23 protein-coding genes are annotated in these 22371 nt (G+C 66.1%); 11 read left to right on the forward strand and 12 right to left on the reverse strand.

Annotation, left to right across the window (positions count from 1 at the left end; all coding sequences use genetic code 11):
* The 6 genes from AC1DFU_RS25675 to AC1DFU_RS25700 all read right to left on the reverse strand — a co-directional run.
* The coding region (locus AC1DFU_RS25675; protein WP_477109024.1) for a transposase at positions 1-104 on the reverse strand (104 nt) is incomplete at its 3' end.
* A gap of 82 nt (positions 105-186) precedes the next feature.
* Entirely contained in the window at positions 187-834 is a 648-nt protein-coding gene (locus tag AC1DFU_RS25680; RefSeq protein ID WP_092289444.1) for a C40 family peptidase, read from the reverse strand.
* Positions 835-905: 71 nt separating this feature from the next.
* Positions 906-1388 carry a hypothetical protein gene (locus tag AC1DFU_RS25685; RefSeq protein ID WP_441593578.1) on the reverse strand — a complete coding sequence of 161 codons (483 nt, stop codon included), beginning with the start codon at positions 1386-1388 and terminating at the stop codon, positions 906-908.
* A gap of 175 nt (positions 1389-1563) precedes the next feature.
* A complete protein-coding gene (locus AC1DFU_RS25690; RefSeq protein WP_441593579.1) occupies positions 1564-3279 on the reverse strand; it encodes a PhoH family protein in 1716 nt (571 codons plus the stop codon).
* A 276-nt stretch (positions 3280-3555) separates the two neighbouring features.
* Positions 3556-4017 (reverse strand): peroxiredoxin, encoded by a 462-nt coding sequence (locus tag AC1DFU_RS25695; RefSeq protein ID WP_092289440.1) that lies wholly within the window; start codon positions 4015-4017, stop codon positions 3556-3558.
* Positions 4018-4196: 179 nt separating this feature from the next.
* On the reverse strand, positions 4197-4583 hold the full coding sequence (locus tag AC1DFU_RS25700) for an Mth938-like domain-containing protein (RefSeq protein ID WP_441593580.1): 387 nt from the start codon (positions 4581-4583) through the stop codon (positions 4197-4199).
* Between the two features lie 244 nt (positions 4584-4827).
* Here AC1DFU_RS25700 and AC1DFU_RS25705 point away from each other — a divergent pair, with 244 nt between their 5' ends.
* From AC1DFU_RS25705 to clpB, 11 genes are all read left to right on the forward strand, one after another.
* The gene (locus AC1DFU_RS25705) at positions 4828-6057 is read left to right on the forward strand and encodes a pyridoxal phosphate-dependent aminotransferase (RefSeq protein ID WP_092289436.1); all 1230 of its coding nucleotides are present in this window, start codon (positions 4828-4830) and stop codon (positions 6055-6057) included.
* Between the two features lie 54 nt (positions 6058-6111).
* The gene (locus tag AC1DFU_RS25710) at positions 6112-7422 is read left to right on the forward strand and encodes a homoserine dehydrogenase (protein WP_092289434.1); all 1311 of its coding nucleotides are present in this window, start codon (positions 6112-6114) and stop codon (positions 7420-7422) included.
* A gap of 13 nt (positions 7423-7435) precedes the next feature.
* On the forward strand, positions 7436-8881 hold the full coding sequence (gene thrC / locus AC1DFU_RS25715; protein WP_092289432.1) for a threonine synthase: 1446 nt from the start codon (positions 7436-7438) through the stop codon (positions 8879-8881).
* 173 nt (positions 8882-9054) lie between these two features.
* Positions 9055-10263 carry a molybdopterin molybdotransferase MoeA gene (locus AC1DFU_RS25720; RefSeq protein WP_177219841.1) on the forward strand — a complete coding sequence of 403 codons (1209 nt, stop codon included), beginning with the start codon at positions 9055-9057 and terminating at the stop codon, positions 10261-10263.
* A gap of 18 nt (positions 10264-10281) precedes the next feature.
* A complete protein-coding gene (moaD, locus tag AC1DFU_RS25725; RefSeq protein WP_092289428.1) occupies positions 10282-10539 on the forward strand; it encodes a molybdopterin converting factor subunit 1 in 258 nt (85 codons plus the stop codon).
* Position 10540: 1 nt separating this feature from the next.
* The gene (locus AC1DFU_RS25730; RefSeq protein WP_441593581.1) at positions 10541-11044 is read left to right on the forward strand and encodes a molybdenum cofactor biosynthesis protein MoaE; all 504 of its coding nucleotides are present in this window, start codon (positions 10541-10543) and stop codon (positions 11042-11044) included.
* A complete protein-coding gene (gene crcB / locus AC1DFU_RS25735; RefSeq protein WP_092289424.1) occupies positions 11045-11425 on the forward strand; it encodes a fluoride efflux transporter CrcB in 381 nt (126 codons plus the stop codon).
* Between the two features lie 297 nt (positions 11426-11722).
* Entirely contained in the window at positions 11723-13879 is a 2157-nt protein-coding gene (locus tag AC1DFU_RS25740) for a 3-hydroxybutyrate oligomer hydrolase family protein (RefSeq protein ID WP_477105749.1), read from the forward strand.
* 201 nt (positions 13880-14080) lie between these two features.
* Entirely contained in the window at positions 14081-14335 is a 255-nt protein-coding gene (locus tag AC1DFU_RS25745; protein WP_441593603.1) for a tlde1 domain-containing protein, read from the forward strand.
* A gap of 96 nt (positions 14336-14431) precedes the next feature.
* Positions 14432-14722 (forward strand): hypothetical protein, encoded by a 291-nt coding sequence (locus tag AC1DFU_RS25750; RefSeq protein WP_441645731.1) that lies wholly within the window; start codon positions 14432-14434, stop codon positions 14720-14722.
* Positions 14723-14818: 96 nt separating this feature from the next.
* Entirely contained in the window at positions 14819-17407 is a 2589-nt protein-coding gene (gene clpB, locus AC1DFU_RS25755) for an ATP-dependent chaperone ClpB (RefSeq protein WP_441593582.1), read from the forward strand.
* Positions 17408-17476: 69 nt separating this feature from the next.
* Here clpB and AC1DFU_RS25760 read toward each other — a convergent pair whose 3' ends face one another.
* The 6 genes from AC1DFU_RS25760 to AC1DFU_RS25785 all read right to left on the reverse strand — a co-directional run bounded on the left by AC1DFU_RS25760 (position 17477) and on the right by AC1DFU_RS25785 (position 22245).
* Positions 17477-17812, reverse strand: coding sequence for a type II toxin-antitoxin system RelE/ParE family toxin (locus AC1DFU_RS25760; protein ID WP_441593583.1), 336 nt, complete (start codon positions 17810-17812; stop codon positions 17477-17479).
* Positions 17809-18081, reverse strand: coding sequence for a type II toxin-antitoxin system Phd/YefM family antitoxin (locus tag AC1DFU_RS25765; protein ID WP_092289416.1), 273 nt, complete (start codon positions 18079-18081; stop codon positions 17809-17811). Before AC1DFU_RS25765 ends, AC1DFU_RS25760 begins: the two co-directional genes overlap by 4 nt.
* A gap of 82 nt (positions 18082-18163) precedes the next feature.
* Entirely contained in the window at positions 18164-18964 is an 801-nt protein-coding gene (locus AC1DFU_RS25770; RefSeq protein WP_092289414.1) for an enoyl-CoA hydratase/isomerase family protein, read from the reverse strand.
* A complete protein-coding gene (locus AC1DFU_RS25775; protein WP_092289412.1) occupies positions 18961-20196 on the reverse strand; it encodes a CaiB/BaiF CoA transferase family protein in 1236 nt (411 codons plus the stop codon). The genes AC1DFU_RS25770 and AC1DFU_RS25775 overlap by 4 nt, the downstream gene beginning before the upstream one ends.
* Positions 20197-20264: 68 nt before the next feature.
* Positions 20265-21242 carry a Bug family tripartite tricarboxylate transporter substrate binding protein gene (locus AC1DFU_RS25780; protein WP_092289410.1) on the reverse strand — a complete coding sequence of 326 codons (978 nt, stop codon included), beginning with the start codon at positions 21240-21242 and terminating at the stop codon, positions 20265-20267.
* An 82-nt stretch (positions 21243-21324) separates the two neighbouring features.
* A complete protein-coding gene (locus AC1DFU_RS25785) occupies positions 21325-22245 on the reverse strand; it encodes a LysR family transcriptional regulator (protein WP_441593584.1) in 921 nt (306 codons plus the stop codon).
* Positions 22246-22371 lie beyond the last annotated feature (126 nt).

The raw sequence follows: 22371 nt of genomic DNA on the forward strand, positions 1-22371 counted from the left end.
CCGCTGTCTATTTCATGGCGTTTGGCGATCTCACCATAGCCTGCCTGACCGTCCAGGTAGCTCTGGATAACTGTCAGCCTGAACTGCTCCGAGTACCGATACATGAAAACACCCCAAAAGTTGGTGTCCAACTTTTGGGGTGCAGTTCATCGCGCCTGGCTTTTTTTTACGCCTTTTACTAGACGACTATTGCCGGGCGAAGGCGGCGATGGGGTCGTCGTCTTCCTGGGTGGGCGCAGGGGCGGGCGGGGGGGCTTCTGGGGCGGGCGCCGGCGTCATCGGCAAATTACTAGCTGCCACCACGCGGCGGGCGCCGTTGTAGCGGGAGGCCCAATAAGACTTGCCCATGTCCTCGAGCCGCACCGTGCCACCGGTGGCGGGCGCATGGACGAAGCGGTTCTGGCCGACATAGATGCCTACGTGGGAATTGGCGCGTCCCGTGGTGTTGAAGAACACGAGGTCGCCGGAGGCCACCTGGCTGCGGTCCAGCGACGAACCGCGCTGGCCCATCTGCTCGGTCGTGCGGGGCAGGTTCACGTTGGCGGCGCGCTGCACCACGTAGCGAACCAGGCCGCTGCAATCGAAACCGGAATCGGGGGTGTTGCCGCCGTAGCGGTAGGGGGTGCCGACCAGCGACATCGCCTGGATCGAGATTTCCTCAAGTCCGGCGCTCGGGTCGATCATCGGTTTGCCGGGTGCCCGGGGCACGGACGAACCCTGCCGGGGCGGCGGCCCGCCGGCGCAGGCGGCCAGTAGCAGCGCGGCGGCACTCACCGCGAGGGCGGCGGTGCGGGAGGCATTGAGAGAGAAAAGGCGAAGCGGGCGCTGCGGCATCCTTCTTTTTGTTCGGTTGCCGGGTCACGCGTCCGTCCGCGGTGCAGCGCGGTTAGCGCATTGTTAATGCATCACCAGCGAAGCTGGGCGTTGCGCGTGCCGGTGCTGATCTTCATGGACTTGGCCTGACCCTTATAGGTCGCTTCGATATTGTAGCTGCCTTCGGGCGCACGTATGAGGCAGCGGGGGCCGCCAGCCTTGAAATTGGCCACCGGCTGGCCGTCGCGTGTCAGATTGACGTCAACTTCCGACAAAAATTCGCCATTCGGGCCCTGTGTGAACAGGATGCCCATGTTGAAGTTCTTCTCCTGCTCGGTCAGTTTGGCGCGCTCATCCTCCGCCACGCCGCCGCAGACATAGCTGACGGGGCCCATCGTGCGGATGACCATTTCCTCGGCCGCCCGGGCCGGACGCCAGGTGGCGGCGATGACCAGCGACGTGCCGATCAGCGTGGCCGCCAGGATGCGGCGCCGCCGCGTGGTGCGCGAATGGCGGGAAAACAGGGTCCGTGGATTGCCGGACAGGTAGGGATTGAACGATTGTGGCTTGTCCATCGACGCCTCCGTATCGACATGAACACCGGACGATCATAGCGCCACTGCCGCGCTTTGGCTGTCAGCCAAAGCCCGACGCGACGTGACGACATGGACGGGCATCCACGCGGACGCCCGGATCCGGGTAAAAAGGGAGACGAACGCCACCCGGCGGACAATGCCGGGCGGGCGGTACTTAAAGAACGTCCGCCGCGTGGTCGGCCAGGCGCGAGCGTTCGCCGCGCGCCAGCGTGACGTGGCCGCTGTGGCTCCAGCCCTTGAAGCGGTCTACCACATAGGTCAGGCCCGACGAGCCCTCGGTCAGGTACGGCGTGTCGATCTGCGCGATATTGCCCAGGCAGACGATCTTGGTACCGGGGCCGGCCCGCGTGACCAGCGTCTTCATCTGCTTCGGCGTCAGGTTCTGGGCCTCGTCGATGATGACGAACTTGTTCACGAACGTGCGCCCGCGCATGAAATTCATGCTCTTGACCTTGATGCGCGAGCGGATCAGCTCCTGCGTGGCCGCTCGGCCCCAGTCACCGGCGCTGTCATCGCTCTTCTGCAGGACTTCGAGGTTGTCGTCGAACGCGCCCATCCAGGGCTGCATCTTCTCTTCCTCGGTACCCGGCAGGAAGCCGATGTCCTCGCCCACGGGCACGGTGGCGCGGGTGACGATGATCTCGTTGTAGAGCTTCTGGTCCAGCACCTGCTCCAGGCCGGACGCCAGCGCCAGCAGCGTCTTGCCGGTACCGGCCTGGCCCAGCAGCGTGACGAAGTCGATGTCCGGGCTCATCAGCAGGTTCAGCGCGAAGTTCTGCTCGCGATTGCGGGCCACCACGCTCCACACGTTGTTCTTGTTGTGGGTGTAGTCCTTCAGGGTCTGGAGCAGGGCGGTCTTGCCGTTGATTTCCTTGACCTGCGCGTACAGCGGCAGGCTGCCGTCCATCGGCTCCAGGTAGACGAACTGGTTGACCAGGAACGACGGCACCAGCGGCCCGGTCAGGCGATAGAACATGGCGCCGGACTTCGGGTCCTGCCAGCTTTCCACGCCCTTGCCGTGCTTGGCCCAGAAGTCGTTGGGCAACTGCATCACGCCCGCGTAGAGCAGGTCCTTGTCTTCCAGGACCTGGTCGTTGAAGTAGTCCTCGGCCGGCAGCCCCAGCGCACGCGCCTTGATGCGCATGTTGATGTCTTTCGACACCAGCACGACCTGGCGCTCCGGGAACTGCTGCTGGAGCGCACTGACCACGCCCAGGATCTGGTTGTCGGCCTTGCCCTGCGGCAGGCCTTCGGGCAGCTTGATCTCGTTCAGGCGGGTCTGGAAGAACAGCTTGCCCTGCGCATCGCGGTTGCCGAGCGTGGCCAGCGGCAGGCCGTCGTCGAGCACGCCGTCGGTGGCGCCGACCAGCGAGTCGAGCGTGCGGCTGACCATCCGCGCGTTGCGAGCGACTTCGCTCATGCCCTTCTTGTGGTTGTCCAGCTCCTCGAGCGTCATCATCGGCAGATAGATGTCGTGCTCTTCGAAGCGGAACAGCGAGCTCGGGTCGTGCATTAGCACGTTGGTGTCCAGCACGAACAGCTTGCTGGGCCCCTCGGCCTTGCGGGCGCGGCGCGTGGGGCCGGCCGCCGGCTTGACCAGGCTCACGGCCGGCGCGGACGGGGCGGTCGTGGCTGGCGCCGGGGCGTCCGGGGTGCGGGCGCGCGTGGGGCTGCCGGCGCGGCCGCGCGTGGCGGGCGCCTGGAGGTCGCCCGTGTCACCGGTCGGGCCTGAATCGAGCAATGCATCGCGCTCGAGCGTCGGCACAGGTTTCTTACCCTGCGCGGCTTTGGCCTTGGGCAGTGAGACCGGTGCGAATTCGCTCGGGTCCAGCAATTGGGCAGGCTTGGCGGGCATGGTAGGCAGCGGCATGCTTGGACATCCTTTCAGGGGGGCGGAAAAGGGCAGGCAAACAAAAAAGCCGCCATGCCTGATGAACAGGTGTGGCGGCTTCTTCGCGGACCCCGGACACGGCAGGTCCGCTACCAGCCCGGGGACTTTCTCTCCTGGGCCGGAACGGTACAACAGCGTGGCAACTGGGATCTGAACGCATTACGGGCCAATGTATCCGAACGTTTTCGGTTTGGCAATGACCCTGCGGACGGAGTGTTGCGCGGTGTTGCGCCCGTGGCAGTGGCGCCTGGCGGACTAGATCTTGCGGATGAGTTCGAGGACTTCGTCCACGTGGTTCGGCACCTTGATGCCGCGCATCTCGTGCCGCAGGATGCCCTTGCCGTCGAGGATGAAAGTGCTGCGCTCGATCCCGCGCACTTCCTTGCCATACATCTTTTTCATCTTGATGACATCGAACAGGCTGCAGAGCGCCTCGTCGGCGTCCGAGATCAGCGCGAAGGGCAGCTCAAGCTTGGCCTTGAAGTTCTCGTGAGACTTCATGCTGTCGCGCGAGATGCCGAACACCACGGCGCCGGCCGCCTCGACCTCGGCGTACTGGTCGCGGAAGTTCATCGCTTCGGTGGTGCAGCCCGGCGTGTTGTCCTTCGGGTAGAAGTACAGGACCACGGTCTTGCCGCGCTGGCCGGCAAGATGGAACTCCCCGCCGGTAGCGGGGGCGCGGAAGTCCGGAACGGCCTGGTTGAGACTGACTGTCATGCTGGTGGCTCTCCTGGATGGCGGTGCATCATCGGTGATGGCGGCCCGTTTGTTGTGGGGGGTGATCCGGGCTTGTGCCATGGCGGGTGCAGTTTGGGGCAGTCGGCCAGACTTCAAGCGTGGCGTGTGCTCAACCTCGGCAGGTTGCCAGCCGATATTCGCACCAGGGGGCCCGCCGCTCAAGCTTCGTCGATCGGCTCCACCAGCAGGATCGCCGCCACCTTGCGGCCCTCGGCCATCAGGATATTGTAGGTGCGGCATGCGGCCTGGAGATCCATGGCGTCCACGCCGATATGGCGGCGAGCCAGCGCGGCGGTCAGGCGCGGGTGGGGAAAACGCAGCTTGTTGCCGGTACCCAGCAGGACGACTTCTGCCTGTTTATCGAGCAGGACGTCGAAATGGGCGGGTTCCAGGTCCTCGAAACGGGCAACCGGCCACGGCTCGACCGGGCCTTCCGGCATGACGAGCACGGACTGGTTGTGGCGGACCAGGTTGATTTCGATATACCCGGGACCGTAGCTGGTCACGGTATTGAGATTGTTGGGTTTGTCAGCGTGGAGTTTCAAGAGGGGGCTCGCGGTGGCAGGATCGTGCGCCCGGCGCGGGAAAGCGTCGCTGCAATGCAAGAATCCATGCCGAAGTCTGTCATAATCCGATAAATTATAGCTTTTGCCTCCCTGTCTGCCACGCGCCGGGCACATCACCGCGGATGCGCCGCCGTCCGCCCAGACTTGCCAGGACATTCCAGAAGATTCCGAAAATCCGCTGCCACGGAGACCGGCAGCCTGCCCTGACATCGCCAACACCGCCGTGAAACCCATCCAGAAATCGAACAAGCTCCAGAACGTTTGCTATGACATCCGCGGCCCGGTGCTGGAAAAGGCCCGGCAGATGGAGGAGGAAGGGCACAAGATCATCAAGCTGAACATCGGCAACCTGGCCGTGTTCGGTTTCGATGCCCCGGAGGAGATCCAGCAGGACATGATGCGCAACCTGCCCAATTCGGCAGGTTACTCGGACTCCAAGGGCATCTTCGCGGCGCGCAAGGCCATCATGCACTACACCCAGGAGAAGAAGATCCAGGGCGTGGGGCTGGACGACATCTACGTGGGCAACGGCGCCTCCGAGCTGATCGTGATGTCGATGAACGCGCTGCTCAACAGCGGCGACGAGGTGTTGGTGCCGGCGCCGGACTACCCGCTGTGGACCGCCGCCGTGAGCCTGTCCGGCGGCACTCCGGTGCACTATATCTGCGACGAGGCCGACGACTGGATGCCGGACCTCGACGACATCCGCAAGAAGATCACCCCGAACACCAAGGCGATCGTCGTCATCAACCCGAACAACCCCACTGGGGCGCTGTACTCGGACGAATTGCTGCAGGAGATCGTGGCCATCGCGCGCGAGCACGGCCTGATCATCTTTGCCGACGAGATCTACGACAAGGTGCTGTACGACGGCCATTCGCACACCTCGATCGCCGCGCTGTCCACGGACGTGCTGACAGTGACCTTCAACGGCCTGTCGAAGAACTACCGCTCGTGCGGCTACCGCGCTGGCTGGATGGTGGTGTCGGGCGACAAGCGCCCGGCGCTGGACTATATCGAGGGCCTGAACATGCTGTCCTCGATGCGGCTGTGCGCCAACGTGCCGGCCCAGTGGGCCATCCAGACCGCGCTGGGCGGCTACCAGAGCATCAACGACCTGGTGGGCGAGGGCGGCCGGCTGCGCCGCCAGCGCGACCTGGCCTATGAGCTGATCACCCAGATCCCCGGTGTGAGCTGCGTCAAGCCCAAGGCCGCGCTGTACCTGTTCCCCAAGCTCGACCTGTCGATGTACCCGATCCAGGACGACCAGGAATTCATCTACGAACTGCTGCAGGAATCGAAGGTGCTGCTGGTGCAGGGCACCGGCTTCAACTGGGGCGCGCCGGATCACTTCCGGATCGTGTTCCTGCCGCACGAGGAAGACCTGCGCGAGGCCGTGACGCGCGTCGGCCGCTTCCTCGAAACCTATCGAAAACGTCACGGCACGGCCTGAGCCGCCGCGGCGCCCCCGTTCATCCCGCATCAAGCAACCCAGAGTCAGACGTCCATGCAACCCATTAAAGTCGGCCTTCTCGGCATCGGTACCGTTGGTAGCGGCACGTTCAACGTGCTCAAGCGCAATCAGGAAGAAATTCGTCGCCGTGCAGGCCGCGGCATCGAGATTGCGATGGTGGCCGACCTCAACACCGAGCGCGCCCGGGAGCTGACCGGCGGCGAGGTGGAAGTCGTCAGCGATGCCAACGAGGTGGTCACCCGCCCGGAAATCGACATCGTGGTGGAGCTGATCGGCGGCTACGGCATCGCCCGCGAGCTGGTCCTGAAGGCCATCGAGAACGGCAAGCACGTGGTCACCGCCAACAAGGCGCTGCTGGCCGTGCATGGCAACGAGATCTTCGAAGCTGCGCGACGCAAGGGCGTGATCGTGGCGTTCGAGGCCGCCGTGGCTGGGGGCATCCCCATCATCAAGGCGCTGCGCGAGGGCCTGACCGCGAACCGCATCCAGTGGATCGCCGGCATCATCAACGGCACGACGAACTTCATCCTGTCCGAAATGCGCGACAAGGGCCTGGACTTCGACGTGGTGCTCAAGGAAGCCCAGCAGCTGGGCTATGCCGAGGCTGACCCGACCTTCGACATCGAGGGCATCGACGCCGCCCACAAGGTCACGCTGATGAGCGCCATCGCCTTCGGCATGCCGGTGCAGTTCGACAAGGCGCACGTGGAAGGCATCACCAACCTGTCCGCCATCGACATCAAGTACGCCGAGGAACTGGGCTACCGCATCAAGCTGCTCGGCATCACGCGCCGCCGCGAGGAGGGTGTGGAGCTGCGCGTGCATCCCACGCTGGTGCCGGCATCCCGCCTGATCGCCAATGTGGAAGGCGCGATGAACGCCGTGCTGGTGCAGGCCGACGCCGTGGGCACCACGCTGTACTACGGCAAGGGCGCCGGCGCTGAGCCGACCGCCTCGGCCGTGATCGCCGATCTGGTGGACGTGACGCGCCTGCATACGGCCGATCCGAACCATCGCGTGCCGCACCTGGCGTTCCAGCCGGACGAGCTGTCCAGCGTGCCGGTGCTGCCGATCGAGGAAGTCACCAGCTCCTACTACCTGCGCATGCGCGTGTCCGACGAGACCGGCGTGCTGGCCGAGATCACGCGCATCCTGGCCGAGGGCGGCATCAGCATCGACGCAATGCTCCAGAAGGAGTCGCGCCAGGGCGAGCCGCAGACCGACATCATCATCCTGACGCACCTCACGCGCGAGAAGCACGTGAACGCCGCCATCCGCGGCATCGAGTCGCTGCCGACGGTGCTGTCCGCCGTGACGCGCCTGCGCATGGAAGAACTGAACTAAGACGCCTCCGCTCATGCAATACCAATCGACGCGCGGCCATGACATGCCGCAATCGTTCTCCGAGATCCTGCTGGGCGGCCTGGCGCCGGACGGCGGGCTCTACCTGCCGAAGCAGTACCCGCAGATCACGGCCGACGAACTGGAAGCCTGGCGCAAGCTGTCCTATGCCGACCTGGCGTTCGAGGTGCTCTCGCGCTTCTGCGACGACATCCCCGCCGACGACCTGCGCGCGCTGACGCGCCAGACCTACACCGCCGAGGTGTACTGCAACGCACGTCCGGGCGATAACACGGCGGACATCACCCCGCTGCGCACGCTGGGCGAGGAAGGCGGCACGCCGCTGCAACTGCTGGGCCTGTCGAACGGCCCGACGCTGGCCTTCAAGGACATGGCGATGCAGCTGCTCGGCAACCTGTTCGAGTACGCACTGCGCCGGGCCGGCCTGAAGCTGAACATCCTCGGGGCGACGTCCGGCGACACCGGCAGCGCCGCCGAGTACGCGATGCGCGGCAAGGACGGCATCCGCGTGTTCATGCTGAGCCCGCACCGCAAGATGAGCGCGTTCCAGACCGCGCAGATGTTCAGCCTGCAGGACCCGAACATCTTCAACCTGGCCATCGAAGGCGTGTTCGACGACGCCCAGGACATCGTCAAGGCGGTGTCGAACGACCACGCCTTCAAGGCGCGCCAGTGCATCGGCACCGTCAATTCGATCAACTGGGCGCGCGTGGTGGCCCAGGTGGTCTACTACTTCAAGGGCTGGCTGCTGGCCACCGATGGCCCTGGCCAGAAGGTGTCGTTCTGCGTGCCGTCGGGTAACTTCGGCAACGTCTGCGCCGGCCATATCGCGCGCATGATGGGCCTGCCGATCGACAAGCTCGTGGTGGCCACCAACGAGAACGACGTGCTCGACGAGTTCTTTCGCACCGGCACCTACCGCGTGCGGACCTCGGCGCAGACGTACCACACGTCGAGCCCGAGCATGGATATCTCCAAGGCCTCGAACTTCGAGCGCTTCGTGTTCGACCTGCTCGGCCAGGACGGCGACAAGCTGGCCGCGCTGTTCCGCGACGTGGATGCCAAGGGGGGCTTCGATCTCTCCGGCACGCCGGAATTCGACCGCATCCGCCAGTTCGGCTTCGTTTCGGGCCGCAGCACGCATGACGACCGCCTGGCCACCATCCGCGACGTGCACGCGCGTTACGGCGTCACCATCGACACCCATACCGCCGATGGCGTGAAGGTGGCGCGCGAGTACCTGACGCCGGGCGTGCCGATGGTAGTGCTGGAAACGGCACTGCCGGCCAAGTTCGCCGACACGATCCGCGAGGCACTGGGGCACGAGCCCGAGCGGCCCGCCGCGTTCGATGGGATCGAGGCGCTGCCGCAGCGTTTCGAGGTGATGCCGGCGGATGCCGCGCAGGTCAAGGCGTACATCGCCCGGCACACCGGACTGTAAGCGACTGTCCAGCGACCGACCGGCGCCCAACTCGTTACAATCGGGTTTGCCGGGCCCGCTGCCACGGCCCCCAGGCTTCGCGCCGGGGGCTGTTTTTCATGGGCCAACCTGATTCCAGCCACGCTCACATGACCCAAGCCCCCACTCCAACTGCTGCCGCCAACCGTCCGCCGATGCTGACCATGGCCGAGGCCCTCGCGGCCCTGATGGCCGGCGTGCGTCCGCTGACGGCCACCGAGACCGTCGACACGCTCGACGCCAACGGCCGCGTGCTGGCCGCGCCCGTGACCAGCACGCTGCGCGTGCCGCCCGCCGACAATACCTCGATGGATGGCTACGTGATGCGCGCCGCCGACGTCCCCGCGCCGGGTACGCGCCTGCCGGTCTCGCAGCGGATTCCGGCCGGCCACGTGGGCACGGCGCTGGCCGCCGGCACCGCCGCGCGCATCTTCACGGGCGGCCTGATCCCGCCCGGCGCCGATGCCGTGGTCATGCAGGAGCAGTGCGTGGCCGATGGCGACGCGGTCATCGTCAATCATGTGCCGGCTTCGGGCGAATGGATTCGCCGCGCGGGCGAGGACATCGAAACCGGCGCCGAGATCCTGCCGGCCGGCACGCGGCTGACGCCGCAGGCGCTGGGACTGGCGGCTTCGGTCGGGCAGGCGAAGCTGGATGTGGTGCGCCGCGTGCGCGTGGCCGTGTTCTTCACGGGCGACGAGCTGGCCATGCCCGGCGAGCCGCTCAAGCCGGGCGCCATCTATAACTCCAACCGCTTCACGCTGCGCGGCCTGCTCGAAAACCTGGGCTGCGAAGTGTCCGACTTCGGCATCGTGCCGGACACGCTGGCCGCCACGCGTGACACCCTGCGCCGCGCCGCCGAAGGGTGTGATTTGATCATCACCTCGGGTGGCGTCTCGGTGGGTGAGGAAGACCATATCCGGCCGGCCGTGCAGGCCGAAGGGCGGCTGGACCTCTGGCAGATCGCCATCAAGCCCGGTAAGCCGCTGGCCTTCGGCCAGGTGGCGAACGGCTCGGACAGTCCAGCGCACTTCCTCGGCCTGCCGGGCAACCCCGTGTCGAGCTTCGTCACCTTCCTGCTGTTCGTGCGGCCGTTCATCCTGCGTCTGCAAGGCGTGGCCGATGTGACGCCGCGCCGCCTGCCGCTGCGTGCCGATTTCGATCTGGAGCGTGGCGACCGCCGCAACGAATTCCTGCGCGCGCGCCTCAACGACGCGGGCGGCCTCGACCTGTTCCCGAACCAGAGTTCGGGCGTGCTGACGTCTACGGTCTGGGGCGACGGGCTGATCGACAACCCGCCGAACCAGACCATTCGTCGCGGCGACACCGTGCAATTCATCCCGTTCGACGGCCTGCTGGGCTGACGCGCGGACCCGAACATCATGCAAATCGAACTCCGATACTTCGCCAGCGTGCGCGAGCAGGTGGGGCAGGGCGCCGAGCGCGCCGAGGTGCCCGCCAGCGTACGCACCGTGGGCGACCTGCGCGGCTGGCTGCGCGAGCGCGGCGGCCAGTGGGCCGAGGCGCTGGCCGAGGGCCGCGCGCTGCGCATGGCCGTGGACCACGCCGTGGCCCGCGCCGACACGCCGCTGGCCGAGGGCTGCGAGGTGGCGTTCTTCCCGCCCGTGACCGGAGGCTGAGATGAGCGCACGCGTGCAGCACGATGATTTCGACCTCGGCGCCGAAGTGGCGGCGCTGCGGGCCGGCAATCCCGGCGTGGGCGCCGTGGCCAGCTTCATCGGCACCGTGCGCGATGTCACGCACGGCACGGCGGTCCGGACGATGGAACTCGAGCACTATCCGGGCATGACCGAGAAGTCGCTGGAACGCATCGAGGCCGCCGCGCGCGAGCGCTGGGCGTTGCTCGGCGTGACCATTGTCCATCGCGTGGGGCTGTTGCAGCCGCTGGACCAGATCGTGCTGGTCGCCGTGGCGTCCGCGCACCGGGGCGATGCCTTCGCGGCGTGCGAGTTCATCATGGACTACCTGAAGTCCGAGGCGCCGTTCTGGAAGAAGGAAGAAACGCCCGAGGGCGCGCGCTGGGTCGATGCGCGGGTCTCGGACGACGCGGCGCTGCGCCGCTGGGGCATCGAATCGTTCAACGCCGAATCATCGGACACATCGAACAACAATAAGGAAGGTTGAATGGGTCCGCTCGGGTTTGTGGCGGTGGGCGTCGGCGCCGCCGCGGGCGCCTGGCTGCGCTGGGGATTTTCCGTGCTGTGGAACGCGGCCAACCCGGCGCTGCCGTACGGCACGCTGGCCGCCAACCTCGTGGGCGGCTATCTGGTCGGGATCGCCGTGGCGTTCTTCCAGTCGCACCCGGGCCTCTCGCCCGAATGGCGGCTGCTGGCCGTCACCGGCTTTCTCGGCGGCCTGACCACGTTCTCGACGTTCTCCAGCGAGGTGGTCGGCAACCTGATGGCGGGCGACTATCGCTGGGCGCTCGCCCACGTGGTGGTGCACCTGGGTGGCTCGCTGGTGCTCACGGCCTTCGGCATCTGGACCTGGCGCGCGCTCGCCTAAGTATTTTCCCTTTTCCGTCAAACACTTGGCTGGCCCGATGCCTATGTATCGGGTCGCACATACAGGTTCCGGCATCGGCGCTATAGCTGGCATTCGACTGACTGCCTGCTCGCATCCAAACGCCTGAACCGTCTACTATGTCCCGGGAGGGACGAATACGACGCTCCGCCGGGCGTGCTCCCCATCGCCCCCGTCGCCCCCGTTGGTTTGCATTTGCGGTTTGCAGTTTGCGGTTCGTAGGTCTTGTTTCTGTTTTACCGATCCGGCCCCGCCGGCATACATAACAGGAGACACCCCATGACGCATAGCCTTGCAACGCGCGCAGGAAAATTCCTAGTCGATCCACGATGCCACACCGCCATTGCCGCCGCCGTGGCGGTGCTGCTGATTGGCGCCTGCGGCGGCGGGGACAACAACAACAGCGGTGGGGGCGGTGGCGGCCCGGTCACGCAGAACCCGAACAACCGGCCGACCTTCGTGGTGGGCACCATCGGCGTGCAGAACTACGACGGCACGACCGACGACCTGCTGACCGCCGGGCTCGGCAAGGACGGTCTGATCGCCACGGCTACCGCGCCGGTTCCCGCCGATCCCGCCGCGCCCACGGCGGCCGAGCTGCGCCGCATCGCCATCTTCAATAACTACCGCGCCATCGTCGATACCAATCCGCTGGGCGGGTACGGCTCGCTGTACGGGCCGAACGTCGATCCCCAGGGTAACGTCACCGCCAGCCAGGGCAAGGTGCCCGGTACCGAGTACATCGCCTTTGCCGACGACGGCACCGGCCAGCAGAACGTGACGATCATGGCGCAGATCCCGACCAACTTCGATCCCGCCAATCCTTGCCTGATCTCGGCGACCTCGTCGGGCTCGCGCGGCATTTATGGCGGGATTTCGGTCGGCGAATGGGGGCTCAAGCGCGGCTGTGCCGTGGCCTATACCGACAAGGGCACGGGCGCGGGGCCGCACGACCTCGACTCGGACACCGTGCCGCTGATCAACGGCACTCGCCAGGCTCGCACCGGCGCCGGCAAGCTGGCCCAGTTCGCGGCGCAGCCGGGCGCGCAGTCGCTGGCGGACTTCACCACTGCCAATCCGCACCGGCTGGCCTACAAGCATGCCCACTCGAAGCAGAATCCCGAGGCCAACTGGGGGCTGAACACGCTCCAGGCCATCGAGTTCGCCATGTGGGCGATCAACGATAAATTCGGCACCGTGGGGTCCGACGGGGTGCGGCAGGCCTCCATCGGCAAGGACAAGATCCTGGTGATCGCCTCGGCCGTCTCCAACGGCGGCGGCGCGGCCATCGCGGCGGCGGAGCAGGATACGAACGGCCTGATCGACGGCGTGGCTGTGGGCGAGCCGAACGTGAACATGCCCGCCGTGCCGGCCATCACGGTGAAGCGGGGCGGGGTGACGGTGGGGTCATCGGGGCGGCATCTGTATGACTACACGACCACGGCGAACCTGTTCTCGCTTTGCGCGGGGCAGAAGGTGCTACCTGCACCGTTTACGCCCAGTCCGGCGCTACAGGGTGGCAACCGATGTGCGTCGCTGGTAGGTGGTGGCCAATTGGCGGGCGCTGATCTCATCGCGCGGGCCGACGATGCCTTGGACCATTTGCACGCGGCCGGCTGGGAGCCAGAGTCAGATGTGCTCCATGCTTCGCTTTCAACATTCGAAGTGGCCAGTTCGATCTCAGTGACGTACGCCAACTCGTATTCCCGTGCCAGCGTCACCGACAAACTGTGCGGTTACACATTCGCCTCGCCCGGCGCGGCTGACAACAAGCCCGTGACCATCCCGCCAAACACATTGGCCCTGACCTTCTCCACCGGCAACGGCGTGCCACCCAGCACGGGGGTGACGCTCATGAACGAGAGTGCCCAAGGTGGCGCGATCCGCGACTTCGTCTCGATCAATGCTGACGGCACCCAGGACGCCAACCTGCCCGGCGCCAATTGCCTGCGCGACCTGCTGACCAACAGCGCAGCACTCCAGGCGGGCATCGGCCAGACCTTGCGCACGGGCAATCTGCGCGGCAAGCCGGCGATGATCGTCCATGGCCGCAGCGACGGCCTGCTGCCGGTCAACCACACGTCGCGGCCTTACCTGGGGCTGAACAAGGTGGCCGAGGGCACCAGCAGCAAACTCTCTTATATAGAGGTGACCAACGGCCAGCATTTCGACGCCTTCATCGACGTACTGCCTGGCTACGCCAACACCTTCATCCCGCTGCACGTGTACCTGAACCGGGCGCTTGACGCCGTGTACGCCAACCTGCGCAGCGGCACGGCCCTGCCGCCGTCCCAAGTGGTGCGCACCACGTCACGCGGAGGCACCGCCGCCCCGGCACCGCAGATCCTGCCCTCGAACGTCCCCCCGATCGCCGCCACCCCGGCGGCGGGCGATGTGATTTCGGTGAGTGGATCGACGGTGAACGTGCCGAACTAGTCGGGTAGGTGCGTTAAACGCCACGTTTCCCGTCGAGAGACCCCACATCTCGACGGGAGCGTTCTGACCCCAGTCAGTTTGATGACCGCTTTCGAACAATTCCTATTGGGCCTGGCGCGCCCCTAAGCCAATCTCGATGCTCGTTTCACGAAGGAGCATCGAGTCATGATCGATTTGACGTTTTATCTCAACGACCGGCCCATGAGTCGGCTTCGGGCCGGCGTACTCGATGTGCCGGCATTCTCGGGACGAGATGGGGACATCAATAGTTATCTTGCCGCCTGTCGCAAGAACTCCGGTCCGATCACGCCTGGCACTTATTACGTGTTAGACCGGCCCTCCGGCGGGCGTTTGAGATGGTTTCGGGAGCAAAATCCGTTTTCGACCGACAGGCGCAGGTGGTTCGCCCTCTTCGCCGCGGATGGAAGAGTGGACGATGTCTTGCACCGACTTTGACCGCCTGAGGGCTTTGCTCAAAGCATCGACTGTCGGCCGGATTCCCAACACGGATGTTGCCTGCTACGGCAGACTCACGGTCAAGAGGTCTACGCCGTGACGGCGGTCTTAAAGGCACTTGTCAAAGTCGTGTTGCTGGCCGCGTGGCTTGTGCTTTTTCCTCTGTACCTGACTGCCAAGTGGCTGGATTACTCGGAGGTCATTTCTATTCCTCCGTGGCTCGGACAGTGGTTGTTCGACCATTACCGGCGTTTCGATCCCGCTGAGGACGGATACAACTTCGAAGCGTTGTTGTATTGGCTTCCCTCGTTTCTGACGACGCTGGTGGTCACTGCGGTCGCCATATGGCTTTGGCGCCGCCGCTCGAAATCCGCCCGTCAGCCTTGAAATGTCAAGTCAAAGCCCTATCTTTCCGAAGTAACGTGTCCGGGCCGGGCCACCCCGCGCAACAGGACACACTTTCCTAGAGAGAGAGGGATCCGAATGCGACTTGATAAATTCACCACCCGGTTCCAGGAGGCGCTTGCTGATGCGCAGAGCCTGGCGCTGGGTCACGACAACCAGTACATCGAACCGGTGCACCTGCTGCGCGCGCTGCTGGCGCAGAACGATGGCGCCGCGCGCACGTTGCTGGCGCGCGCCGGTGTGAACGTCAGTGGGCTGCAGACCACGTTGGACGCCGCCATCAAGCGGCTGCCGCAGGTGCAGGGCACCAACGAGGTCCAGGTGGGCCGTGACCTCAACAACCTGCTCAACGCCACCGAGAAGGAAGCCATCAAGCGCAATGACCAGTTCATTGCCAGCGAGCTGTTCCTGCTCGCCGTGGCTGACGACAAAGGCGAGGGCGGCCGTATTGCGCGCGAGCATGGGCTGTCGCGCAAGTCGCTCGAGGCGGCCATCCAGACCGTGCGGGGTGGCGACACCGTGCAGAGTGCCGATGCCGAATCCCAGCGCGAGGCGCTCAAGAAATACACCGTCGACCTGACCGAGCGCGCCCGTGCGGGCAAGCTCGACCCGGTGATCGGCCGTGACGACGAAATCCGCCGCTCCATCCAGATCCTGCAGCGCCGTACCAAGAACAATCCGGTGCTGATCGGCGAGCCGGGCGTGGGCAAGACCGCCATTGTCGAAGGGCTGGCCCAGCGCATCGTCAACGGCGAGGTGCCCGAGACGCTCAAGAACAAGCGCGTGCTGGTGCTCGACATGGCCGGCCTGCTGGCTGGCGCCAAGTATCGCGGCGAGTTCGAGGAACGGCTCAAGGCTGTGCTGAACGACGTGGCCAAGGATGAAGGCCAGACCATCGTCTTCATCGACGAAATCCACACCATGGTCGGCGCGGGCAAGGCCGAGGGCGCCATCGACGCCGGCAACATGCTCAAGCCGGCGCTGGCGCGCGGCGAGCTGCACTGCATTGGCGCGACCACGCTCAATGAGTACCGCAAGTACATCGAGAAGGACGCCGCGCTGGAGCGCCGCTTCCAGAAGGTGCTGGTGGAAGAGCCGAGTGTGGAGGCGACCATCGCCATCCTGCGCGGCCTGCAGGAGAAGTACGAACTGCACCACGGCGTGGAGATCACCGACCCGGCCATCGTCGCGGCGGCGGAACTGTCGCACCGCTACATCACGGACCGCTTCCTGCCGGACAAGGCCATCGACCTGATCGACGAGGCCGGCGCGCGCATCAAGATGGAAATCGACTCCAAGCCGGAGGCGATGGACAAGCTCGAGCGCCGCACGATCCAGCTCAAGATCGAGCGCGAGGCCGTGAAGAAGGAGAGCGACGAGGCGTCGCGCAAGCGGCTGGAGCTGATCGAGCAGGAAATCGAGCGGCTTGGGAAGGAATATGCCGACCTGGACGAGATCTGGCGCGCCGAGAAGGGCGCTGCCCAGGGCGCGGCTGCGCTGAAGGAAGAGATCGAGAAGATCAAGCTCGAGATCACCCGGCTGCAGCGCGAGGGCAAGCTGGACAAGGTGGCGGAGCTTCAGTACGGCAAGCTGCCGGAACTGGAAGGCAAGCTGCAGGCGGCGACCAAGGCCGAGGCCAGCGAGCAGAAGCAGCCGAACAAGCTGCTGCGCACGCAGGTGGGTGCCGAGGAAATCGCCGAGGTAGTCAGCCGTGCCACCGGGATTCCGGTCGCCAAGATGATGCAGGGCGAGCGCGACAAGCTGCTGAAGATGGAAGACCGCCTCCACGCACGCGTGGTGGGCCAGGACGAGGCCGTGCGGCTGGTGTCCGACGCCATCCGCCGCTCGCGTGCCGGCCTGGCGGACGAGAACAAGCCCTATGGCTCGTTCCTGTTCCTGGGGCCGACCGGCGTCGGCAAGACCGAGCTGTGCAAGGCGCTGGCCGAGTTCCTGTTCGACTCGGAAGACCACCTGATCCGCATCGACATGAGCGAGTTCATGGAGAAGCACAGCGTTAGCCGGCTGATCGGCGCGCCCCCGGGCTACGTGGGCTACGAGGAAGGCGGCTACCTGACCGAGGCGGTGCGACGCAAGCCGTATGCGGTGATCCTGCTCGATGAAGTCGAGAAGGCGCACCCGGACGTGTTCAACGTGCTGCTGCAGGTGCTGGACGATGGCCGCCTGACCGATGGCCAGGGCCGCACGGTCGATTTCAAGAACACGGTGATCGTGATGACCAGCAACCTGGGCTCGCACCTGATCCAGTCGATGTCCGGCGAGCCGCAGGACGTGGTGAAGGGCGCAGTCTGGCAGGAGGTGCGCACGCATTTCCGCCCCGAGTTCCTGAACCGGATCGACGAGGTGGTGGTGTTCCACTCGCTGGACCAGCAGCACATCGAGTCCATCGCCCGCATCCAGCTGCAACGGCTGCAGGCGCGTCTGGCACGCATGGACATGACGCTGGACGTGACCGAGGCGGCGCTGGAGAAGATTGCCAGCGCAGGCTACGACCCGGTGTTCGGCGCCCGGCCGCTGAAGCGCGCGATCCAGCAGCAGATCGAGAACCCGGTGGCCCGCGCCATCCTCGAAGGCAAGTTCGCCGCCAAGGACGTGATCCCGGTGGACTACGAAGACGGCGCGTTCACGTTTGGGAAGATGGTGGACTGAGCGGCTGGCAAATCTGCCGGTACAAGAAAACGGCCCGGAGGGGGATACCCTCCGGGCCGTTTTTCGCATCTAGTTGCCTTCTGGAATCGCTCGCAGGAGCCTGCGGGAAAGGAGGGTGCGCATGTCGCGGCGCGTGTCGCAGACGATGTGGATGTACAGGCCGTCAGCCCTGACCTCGTAGAGGATCCGGTTCATGCCCGAGATGACCTGTCGGTACTGCCGGAGGCCGAGGTCTGCCAGTTCGTCGGGGATGGCACCGCCTTCCGGAAAGGCCTGGACCGTGCGCACCGAGTCCTTGGTGCCCTGCAAGGTTTCCTGCCAACTTGCCTTGCCGAAGCGCCGGACGATGTGGCGGCGCAGTTCGTGCAAATCCTCTTCTGCCGCTGCAAGGAAGACGGCCCTCACGCGTCGTCGTCCTTATCTAGGTCGGCGAAGACGTCCTCCACATCACGAAAACGCCCGCGCTCGATGTCGCGGGCGCCCATCGCCAGCAGCTTCAGCAGGGCGAGGGTTTCTTCCTGTTCCTCGAACGTGCGCACATCCATGACCACGAGCTTGGCCTCGCCGTTTTGGGTGATCAGCATCGGCTCGCGCGACGCCGAGATGTCCTTGACGATCTCGGCGGCGTGGCTTTTGAGGTAACTGATGGGTTTGACCTGGGTGGAGAATTTCACGGCTTGGCTCCCTCGGTCCATGGTGGATGGGGTCCAAATATAGACCAAATATGGTCTTGTCCGCAAGTCTTCCCGCCTGGAGTCAGCTTCCCCGCCACACCGGCGACCGCTTGGCCACGAACGCATCCACCCCTTCCCGGAAGTCCTCGCTGCCATAGCATTGCCGGACGAGGTCGTCGGTGTCCGCCACGGCGGCTACGGTCTGGCGGCGGAGGGCTTCCTTGACCACGGTCTGGGTGACCGGGGCCAGGGCGCCGAGGCGGTCGCAGAGGGCGGCGACTTCGGCCTCCAGGGCGTCGGGCGCGTGCACGCCTTCGAGGAAGCCGCAGGCCAAGGCGGCGTCCGCGTCGAGGATCTGGGCCAGCAGCAGCATGCGGCGCACCGGTTGCAGGCCCCACGCGGCGCGCAGCCGGGTGAGGTTCAGTGCCGACAGCGTGTTGCCCAGCGTGCGGGCGATCGGCACGCCGAAGCGGGCCTTGGGCGTGCCGAGGCGGAAGTCGCAAGCCGTGGCGATGGCGAGCCCGCCGCCTACCGCCCAGCCTTCGACAACTGCCACGGTAGGCATCGGCAGCTGCTCGACCAGCTGGATGCCTTCGTCGATGCGTGACTCGTAATCCACGCCATCGTCGCCACTGGAAAACTGCTGGAACTGGGCGATGTCGGTGCCGGCCACGAAGGCCTCGCCGCCCGCGCCGCGCATCACCACCACGCGCGCGCCGGCCGTGCCTTGCGCGGCCAGCGTGCGGCAATGCCCGGCCAGTTGCTCGTACATCGCCCAGGTCATCGCGTTGCGCGCGGCGGGGCGGTCGAAGGTGAGCGTGGCGATGCCGCCTGCCATCGTCAGCGTGACCTGCCCGTCCGGGGACGGCAGCGGGGCGCTCATGATCCGAACGCGCCGGCCGTCGCCAGCGACTGCTGTTCGTCCTGCGAGAGGCCCAGTTCGGCCAGGATTTCCTTGGTGTGCTGGCCCAGCAGCGGCGGCGGGCGCCGCACCTGCTGGGGCGTGCCGCCCATCTTTACCGCGAAGCCGATATTGGGCACCTTGCCCTCGATCGGATGGTCGATCTCGATGCGCATCTGGCGATGCTTGCCGTGCTCGCTGTCGAACGCCTGCGGGTAGGTCAGGATCGGCCCGGCCGGGATGCCCACGGCGAGCAGCCGCTCGATCCATTCATCGCAACTCGCCTTGGCGAAGCTCTGCTCCAGCTCGGCGATCAGCGCCGGCCGGTTGGCCAGCCGCAGCGACACGCTGGCGAAGCGCTCGTCCTTGAGCAGGTCATGCCGATCCAGCGTCTGGCACAGCAACTGCCACAGCTTCTGGTTGGTGGCGCCCATCACGAAGTAGCCGTCGGCGGCCTTCATGGCCTGGTAGGGCGCGCTCATGCGGTTGGCCGTGCCCAGCGGCTCGGGCTCGCGCCCCGTGCCCCAGTACTCGCAGGTGTCCCACACCGAGAACGCCAGCGCGGAGTCGAACAGCGACGCATCCACGTACTGCCCCTTGCCCGTCTGCTTGGCGCCGATATAGGCCGCGAGCATGCCGTAAGTGGCGAACAGCGCACAGCCGATATCGGCGACCGGCACGCCAGCCTTCACGGGCGCGCCGCCGGGGTAGCCGGTCACGCTCATCACGCCCGACATGGCCTGCGCCATCAGGTCGAAGCCGGGCCGGTTGGCCCACGGCCCGCTCTGGCCGAAGCCCGAAATGCTCACGTACACCAGCTTCGGATTGATCTTGGCCAGCGTCTCATAGTCGATGCCAAGCCGCTTCATCACGCCGGGCCGGTAGTTCTCGACCAGGATGTCGGCGGTTTCCGCCAGCCGGTAGAGCACCTCGCGGCCGGAATCGGTCTTGAGGTCCAGCGTGACGCTGCGCTTGTTCCGGTTCATGTTAAGGAAGCCCATGCTGTCCGGCCCCTTCATCTTGAAACCCATGGCGCCGCGCGTCTGGTCGCCGCCGTCGGGCGGCTCGATCTTGATCACGTCGGCGCCGAGATCGGCCAGCAGCATGCAGGCGTAGGGGCCGGCCATGACCTGGCTCACGTCGAGCACACGCACGCCGGCCAGCGGCAGGGGGGTGGCAGGCGCCGGGGCGCCGGATTGGCTGAGATCTGTCATCGGGTGAATCCTGAATTCGTGGAGAGGGGGGCGAGGGTGGCGCGCGCGGGCGCGCCGTCTCGCAGCCATCAGCTTTCGGCTTTCACGCCGGCGTCCTTCACGACCTTGGCCCACTTGGTGGACTCGGACGCGATAAAGGCGCCGAACTGCTGGCTCGAGCCGCCGGAATCTTCGGCGCCGAAGCTCTTGAGCCGCTCGGCCACGTCGGGCATGAGCAGCACGCGGTTGACGTCGTCGTTCATGCGCTGCACCAGCGCCGGGGACATCCCCTTCGGCCCGACCAGGCCGTACCAAGACGCCGCGTCCAGCCCGGGAAAGCCGGACTCCGCCAGCGTCGGCACATTGGGATGGCTGGCCGCGCGCTTGAGCCGGGTCTGGGCGATGGCGATGACCTTGCCCTGCTGGATGAAGGGCGTGGCGGCGGTCATGGTGTCGAACGCGTAGTCGATCTGGCCGCCGATCAGGTCCGCCACGAGCGGGCCGGAGCCTTTGTAGGGCACATGCACCACATCGAGCTTGGCCTGCAGCCGGAACATTTCCAGCGCCAGATGCTGGGCCGAACCGATGCCGGACGAGCCGAACGAGATCTGGCCCGGCTTCTGCCGGCACAGCGCGACGATATCCTTCACCGTGCGCACCTTCTGCTCGGGCCGGCAGGTCAGCATGTTGGGGGTGACGCCGACCATAGAAATCGGCGTGAAGTCGGCGCGCGGGTCGTACTTGACGTCGAGCAGCGCCGGGGCGATGGCATGGCTGTTGACGTGCGCCATCAGCAACGTGGTGCCGTCAGGTGGCTGTTTCGCCACATATGCAGCGGCAATGGCCCCGGTGGCGCCGGGTTTGTTCTCCACCAGCACGGTGGTGTTCCACATCATCCCCAGCTTCTGGCCGATGACCCGCGCCAGCACGTCGGTACCGCCGCCCGGGGCGAAGCCCACGACGATGCGCACCGGGCCGGCCACATCGGCCGCCCGCGCCAGGCTGGGCATCAGGCCCGGCACGGCCAGTCCGGCCACGGCTCCAAGTAGGAATTGTCTGCGCTGCATTGTCTGTCTCCATCCTTAATCGTTATGGAGCCATCATCCGCAATGCGCCCGGCGCGGGCTATCGCTATTTGGGGGATTCTGGTTACGCGTTTTGCGCAAGCACCTTGAGCACGCCCAGCGCCGCCGAGGACAGCGCGTCCGCCGGGCGATGGCACAGCACGAACTGCCGCTCCGCCCAGGGGGCGTCGATGGGCAGGCGCACGAAGCGGCTGCCGCCCGCCACCTCGGCCGCGACGGCCTCCGGCATCACGCCGCAGCCCAGGTTCTGCGCCACCAGCGCGGCGATGCTGTCGAAGCCGCCCACGCGCATGCGCATGCGCAGCACCCGGCCGGCTTCCTCGGCAAGCCGTTCCAGTCCGACCGAGATGGCCGAGCCTTCGCCCAGCACGATCAGGTCGCAGTCGAGCACATCGTCCGAGGTCACCTGGGCGTGCCCGGCCAGCGCATGGTCGCGCGCCACCACCAGCACCAGCCGGTCATGGCGGTAGGGTGCGGTCGGCAGATCGATCATACCCAGGCTGCCTTCGTAGATGCCGATGTCCACGGTGCCGCGCCGCAGGGACTGCTGCACCTCGAGGCTGTTCATTTCCTGGAGGTCGATGCGCACGCCGGGGCAAGCCGAGGCGCAGCGCTGGATATCGAACGGCAGGAACTGGATCACGGCGGACTTCGGCGCGGCAATGCGCACCACGCCCAGGTCGCCGCCGATAAAGGAGGCGGCGTCGTCCTGCATGCGCTGCACGGTGTGGGTGATGCCGCGCGCGTGGGCCAGCAGCGCGCGGCCGGCTTCGGTCAGCGCCATGCCGTGAGGCAGGCGTTCGAACAGGGCCACGCCCAGTTGGGCCTCCAGTTCGAGCACGCGGCGCGAGGCCGCGGCCGGGGCCAGGTGCAGGCGCTCCGCGCCGCGCGTGATGCCGCCGAGTTCGGCCACGGCGATGAAAAGCTGGACCGTCGTGAGATCGAAATGCAGCCGGGGGCTGCGCAAGGGCAGGGGGGACGTCACGATGGGCGGCGTGGGGACTGGCGATGGGGAGCCATCGATTGTCCGCCGATCCGGGGGCGCCGGCCACTGCGGTTTTCCCGTGCCGGGGCGCATGAAAAAAGCCCGCCTCCGGGAGGAGACGGGCTT

It is taken from the genome of Cupriavidus sp. 10L45, assembly GCF_056395225.1.

Excerpts from the sequence above, each read along its gene's own strand:
- AC1DFU_RS25780 (WP_092289410.1), bottom strand. The coding sequence starts at position 21,242 with ATGCAGCGCAGACAATTCCTACTTGGAGCCGTGGCCGGACTGGCCGTG.
- AC1DFU_RS25740 (WP_477105749.1), top strand. The coding sequence starts at position 11,723 with ATGACGCATAGCCTTGCAACGCGCGCAGGAAAATTCCTAGTCGATCCA.
- thrC (WP_092289432.1), top strand. The coding sequence starts at position 7,436 with ATGCAATACCAATCGACGCGCGGCCATGACATGCCGCAATCGTTCTCC.
- AC1DFU_RS25745 (WP_441593603.1), top strand. The coding sequence starts at position 14,081 with ATGAGTCGGCTTCGGGCCGGCGTACTCGATGTGCCGGCATTCTCGGGA.
- AC1DFU_RS25680 (WP_092289444.1), bottom strand. The coding sequence starts at position 834 with ATGCCGCAGCGCCCGCTTCGCCTTTTCTCTCTCAATGCCTCCCGCACC.
- AC1DFU_RS25710 (WP_092289434.1), top strand. The coding sequence starts at position 6,112 with ATGCAACCCATTAAAGTCGGCCTTCTCGGCATCGGTACCGTTGGTAGC.
- AC1DFU_RS25720 (WP_177219841.1), top strand. The coding sequence starts at position 9,055 with ATGCTGACCATGGCCGAGGCCCTCGCGGCCCTGATGGCCGGCGTGCGT.
- clpB (WP_441593582.1), top strand. The coding sequence starts at position 14,819 with ATGCGACTTGATAAATTCACCACCCGGTTCCAGGAGGCGCTTGCTGAT.
- AC1DFU_RS25730 (WP_441593581.1), top strand. The coding sequence starts at position 10,541 with ATGAGCGCACGCGTGCAGCACGATGATTTCGACCTCGGCGCCGAAGTG.
- AC1DFU_RS25775 (WP_092289412.1), bottom strand. The coding sequence starts at position 20,196 with ATGACAGATCTCAGCCAATCCGGCGCCCCGGCGCCTGCCACCCCCCTG.
- AC1DFU_RS25690 (WP_441593579.1), bottom strand. The coding sequence starts at position 3,279 with ATGCCGCTGCCTACCATGCCCGCCAAGCCTGCCCAATTGCTGGACCCG.
- AC1DFU_RS25770 (WP_092289414.1), bottom strand. The coding sequence starts at position 18,964 with ATGAGCGCCCCGCTGCCGTCCCCGGACGGGCAGGTCACGCTGACGATG.
- crcB (WP_092289424.1), top strand. The coding sequence starts at position 11,045 with ATGGGTCCGCTCGGGTTTGTGGCGGTGGGCGTCGGCGCCGCCGCGGGC.
- AC1DFU_RS25685 (WP_441593578.1), bottom strand. The coding sequence starts at position 1,388 with ATGGACAAGCCACAATCGTTCAATCCCTACCTGTCCGGCAATCCACGG.
- moaD (WP_092289428.1), top strand. The coding sequence starts at position 10,282 with ATGCAAATCGAACTCCGATACTTCGCCAGCGTGCGCGAGCAGGTGGGG.
- AC1DFU_RS25695 (WP_092289440.1), bottom strand. The coding sequence starts at position 4,017 with ATGACAGTCAGTCTCAACCAGGCCGTTCCGGACTTCCGCGCCCCCGCT.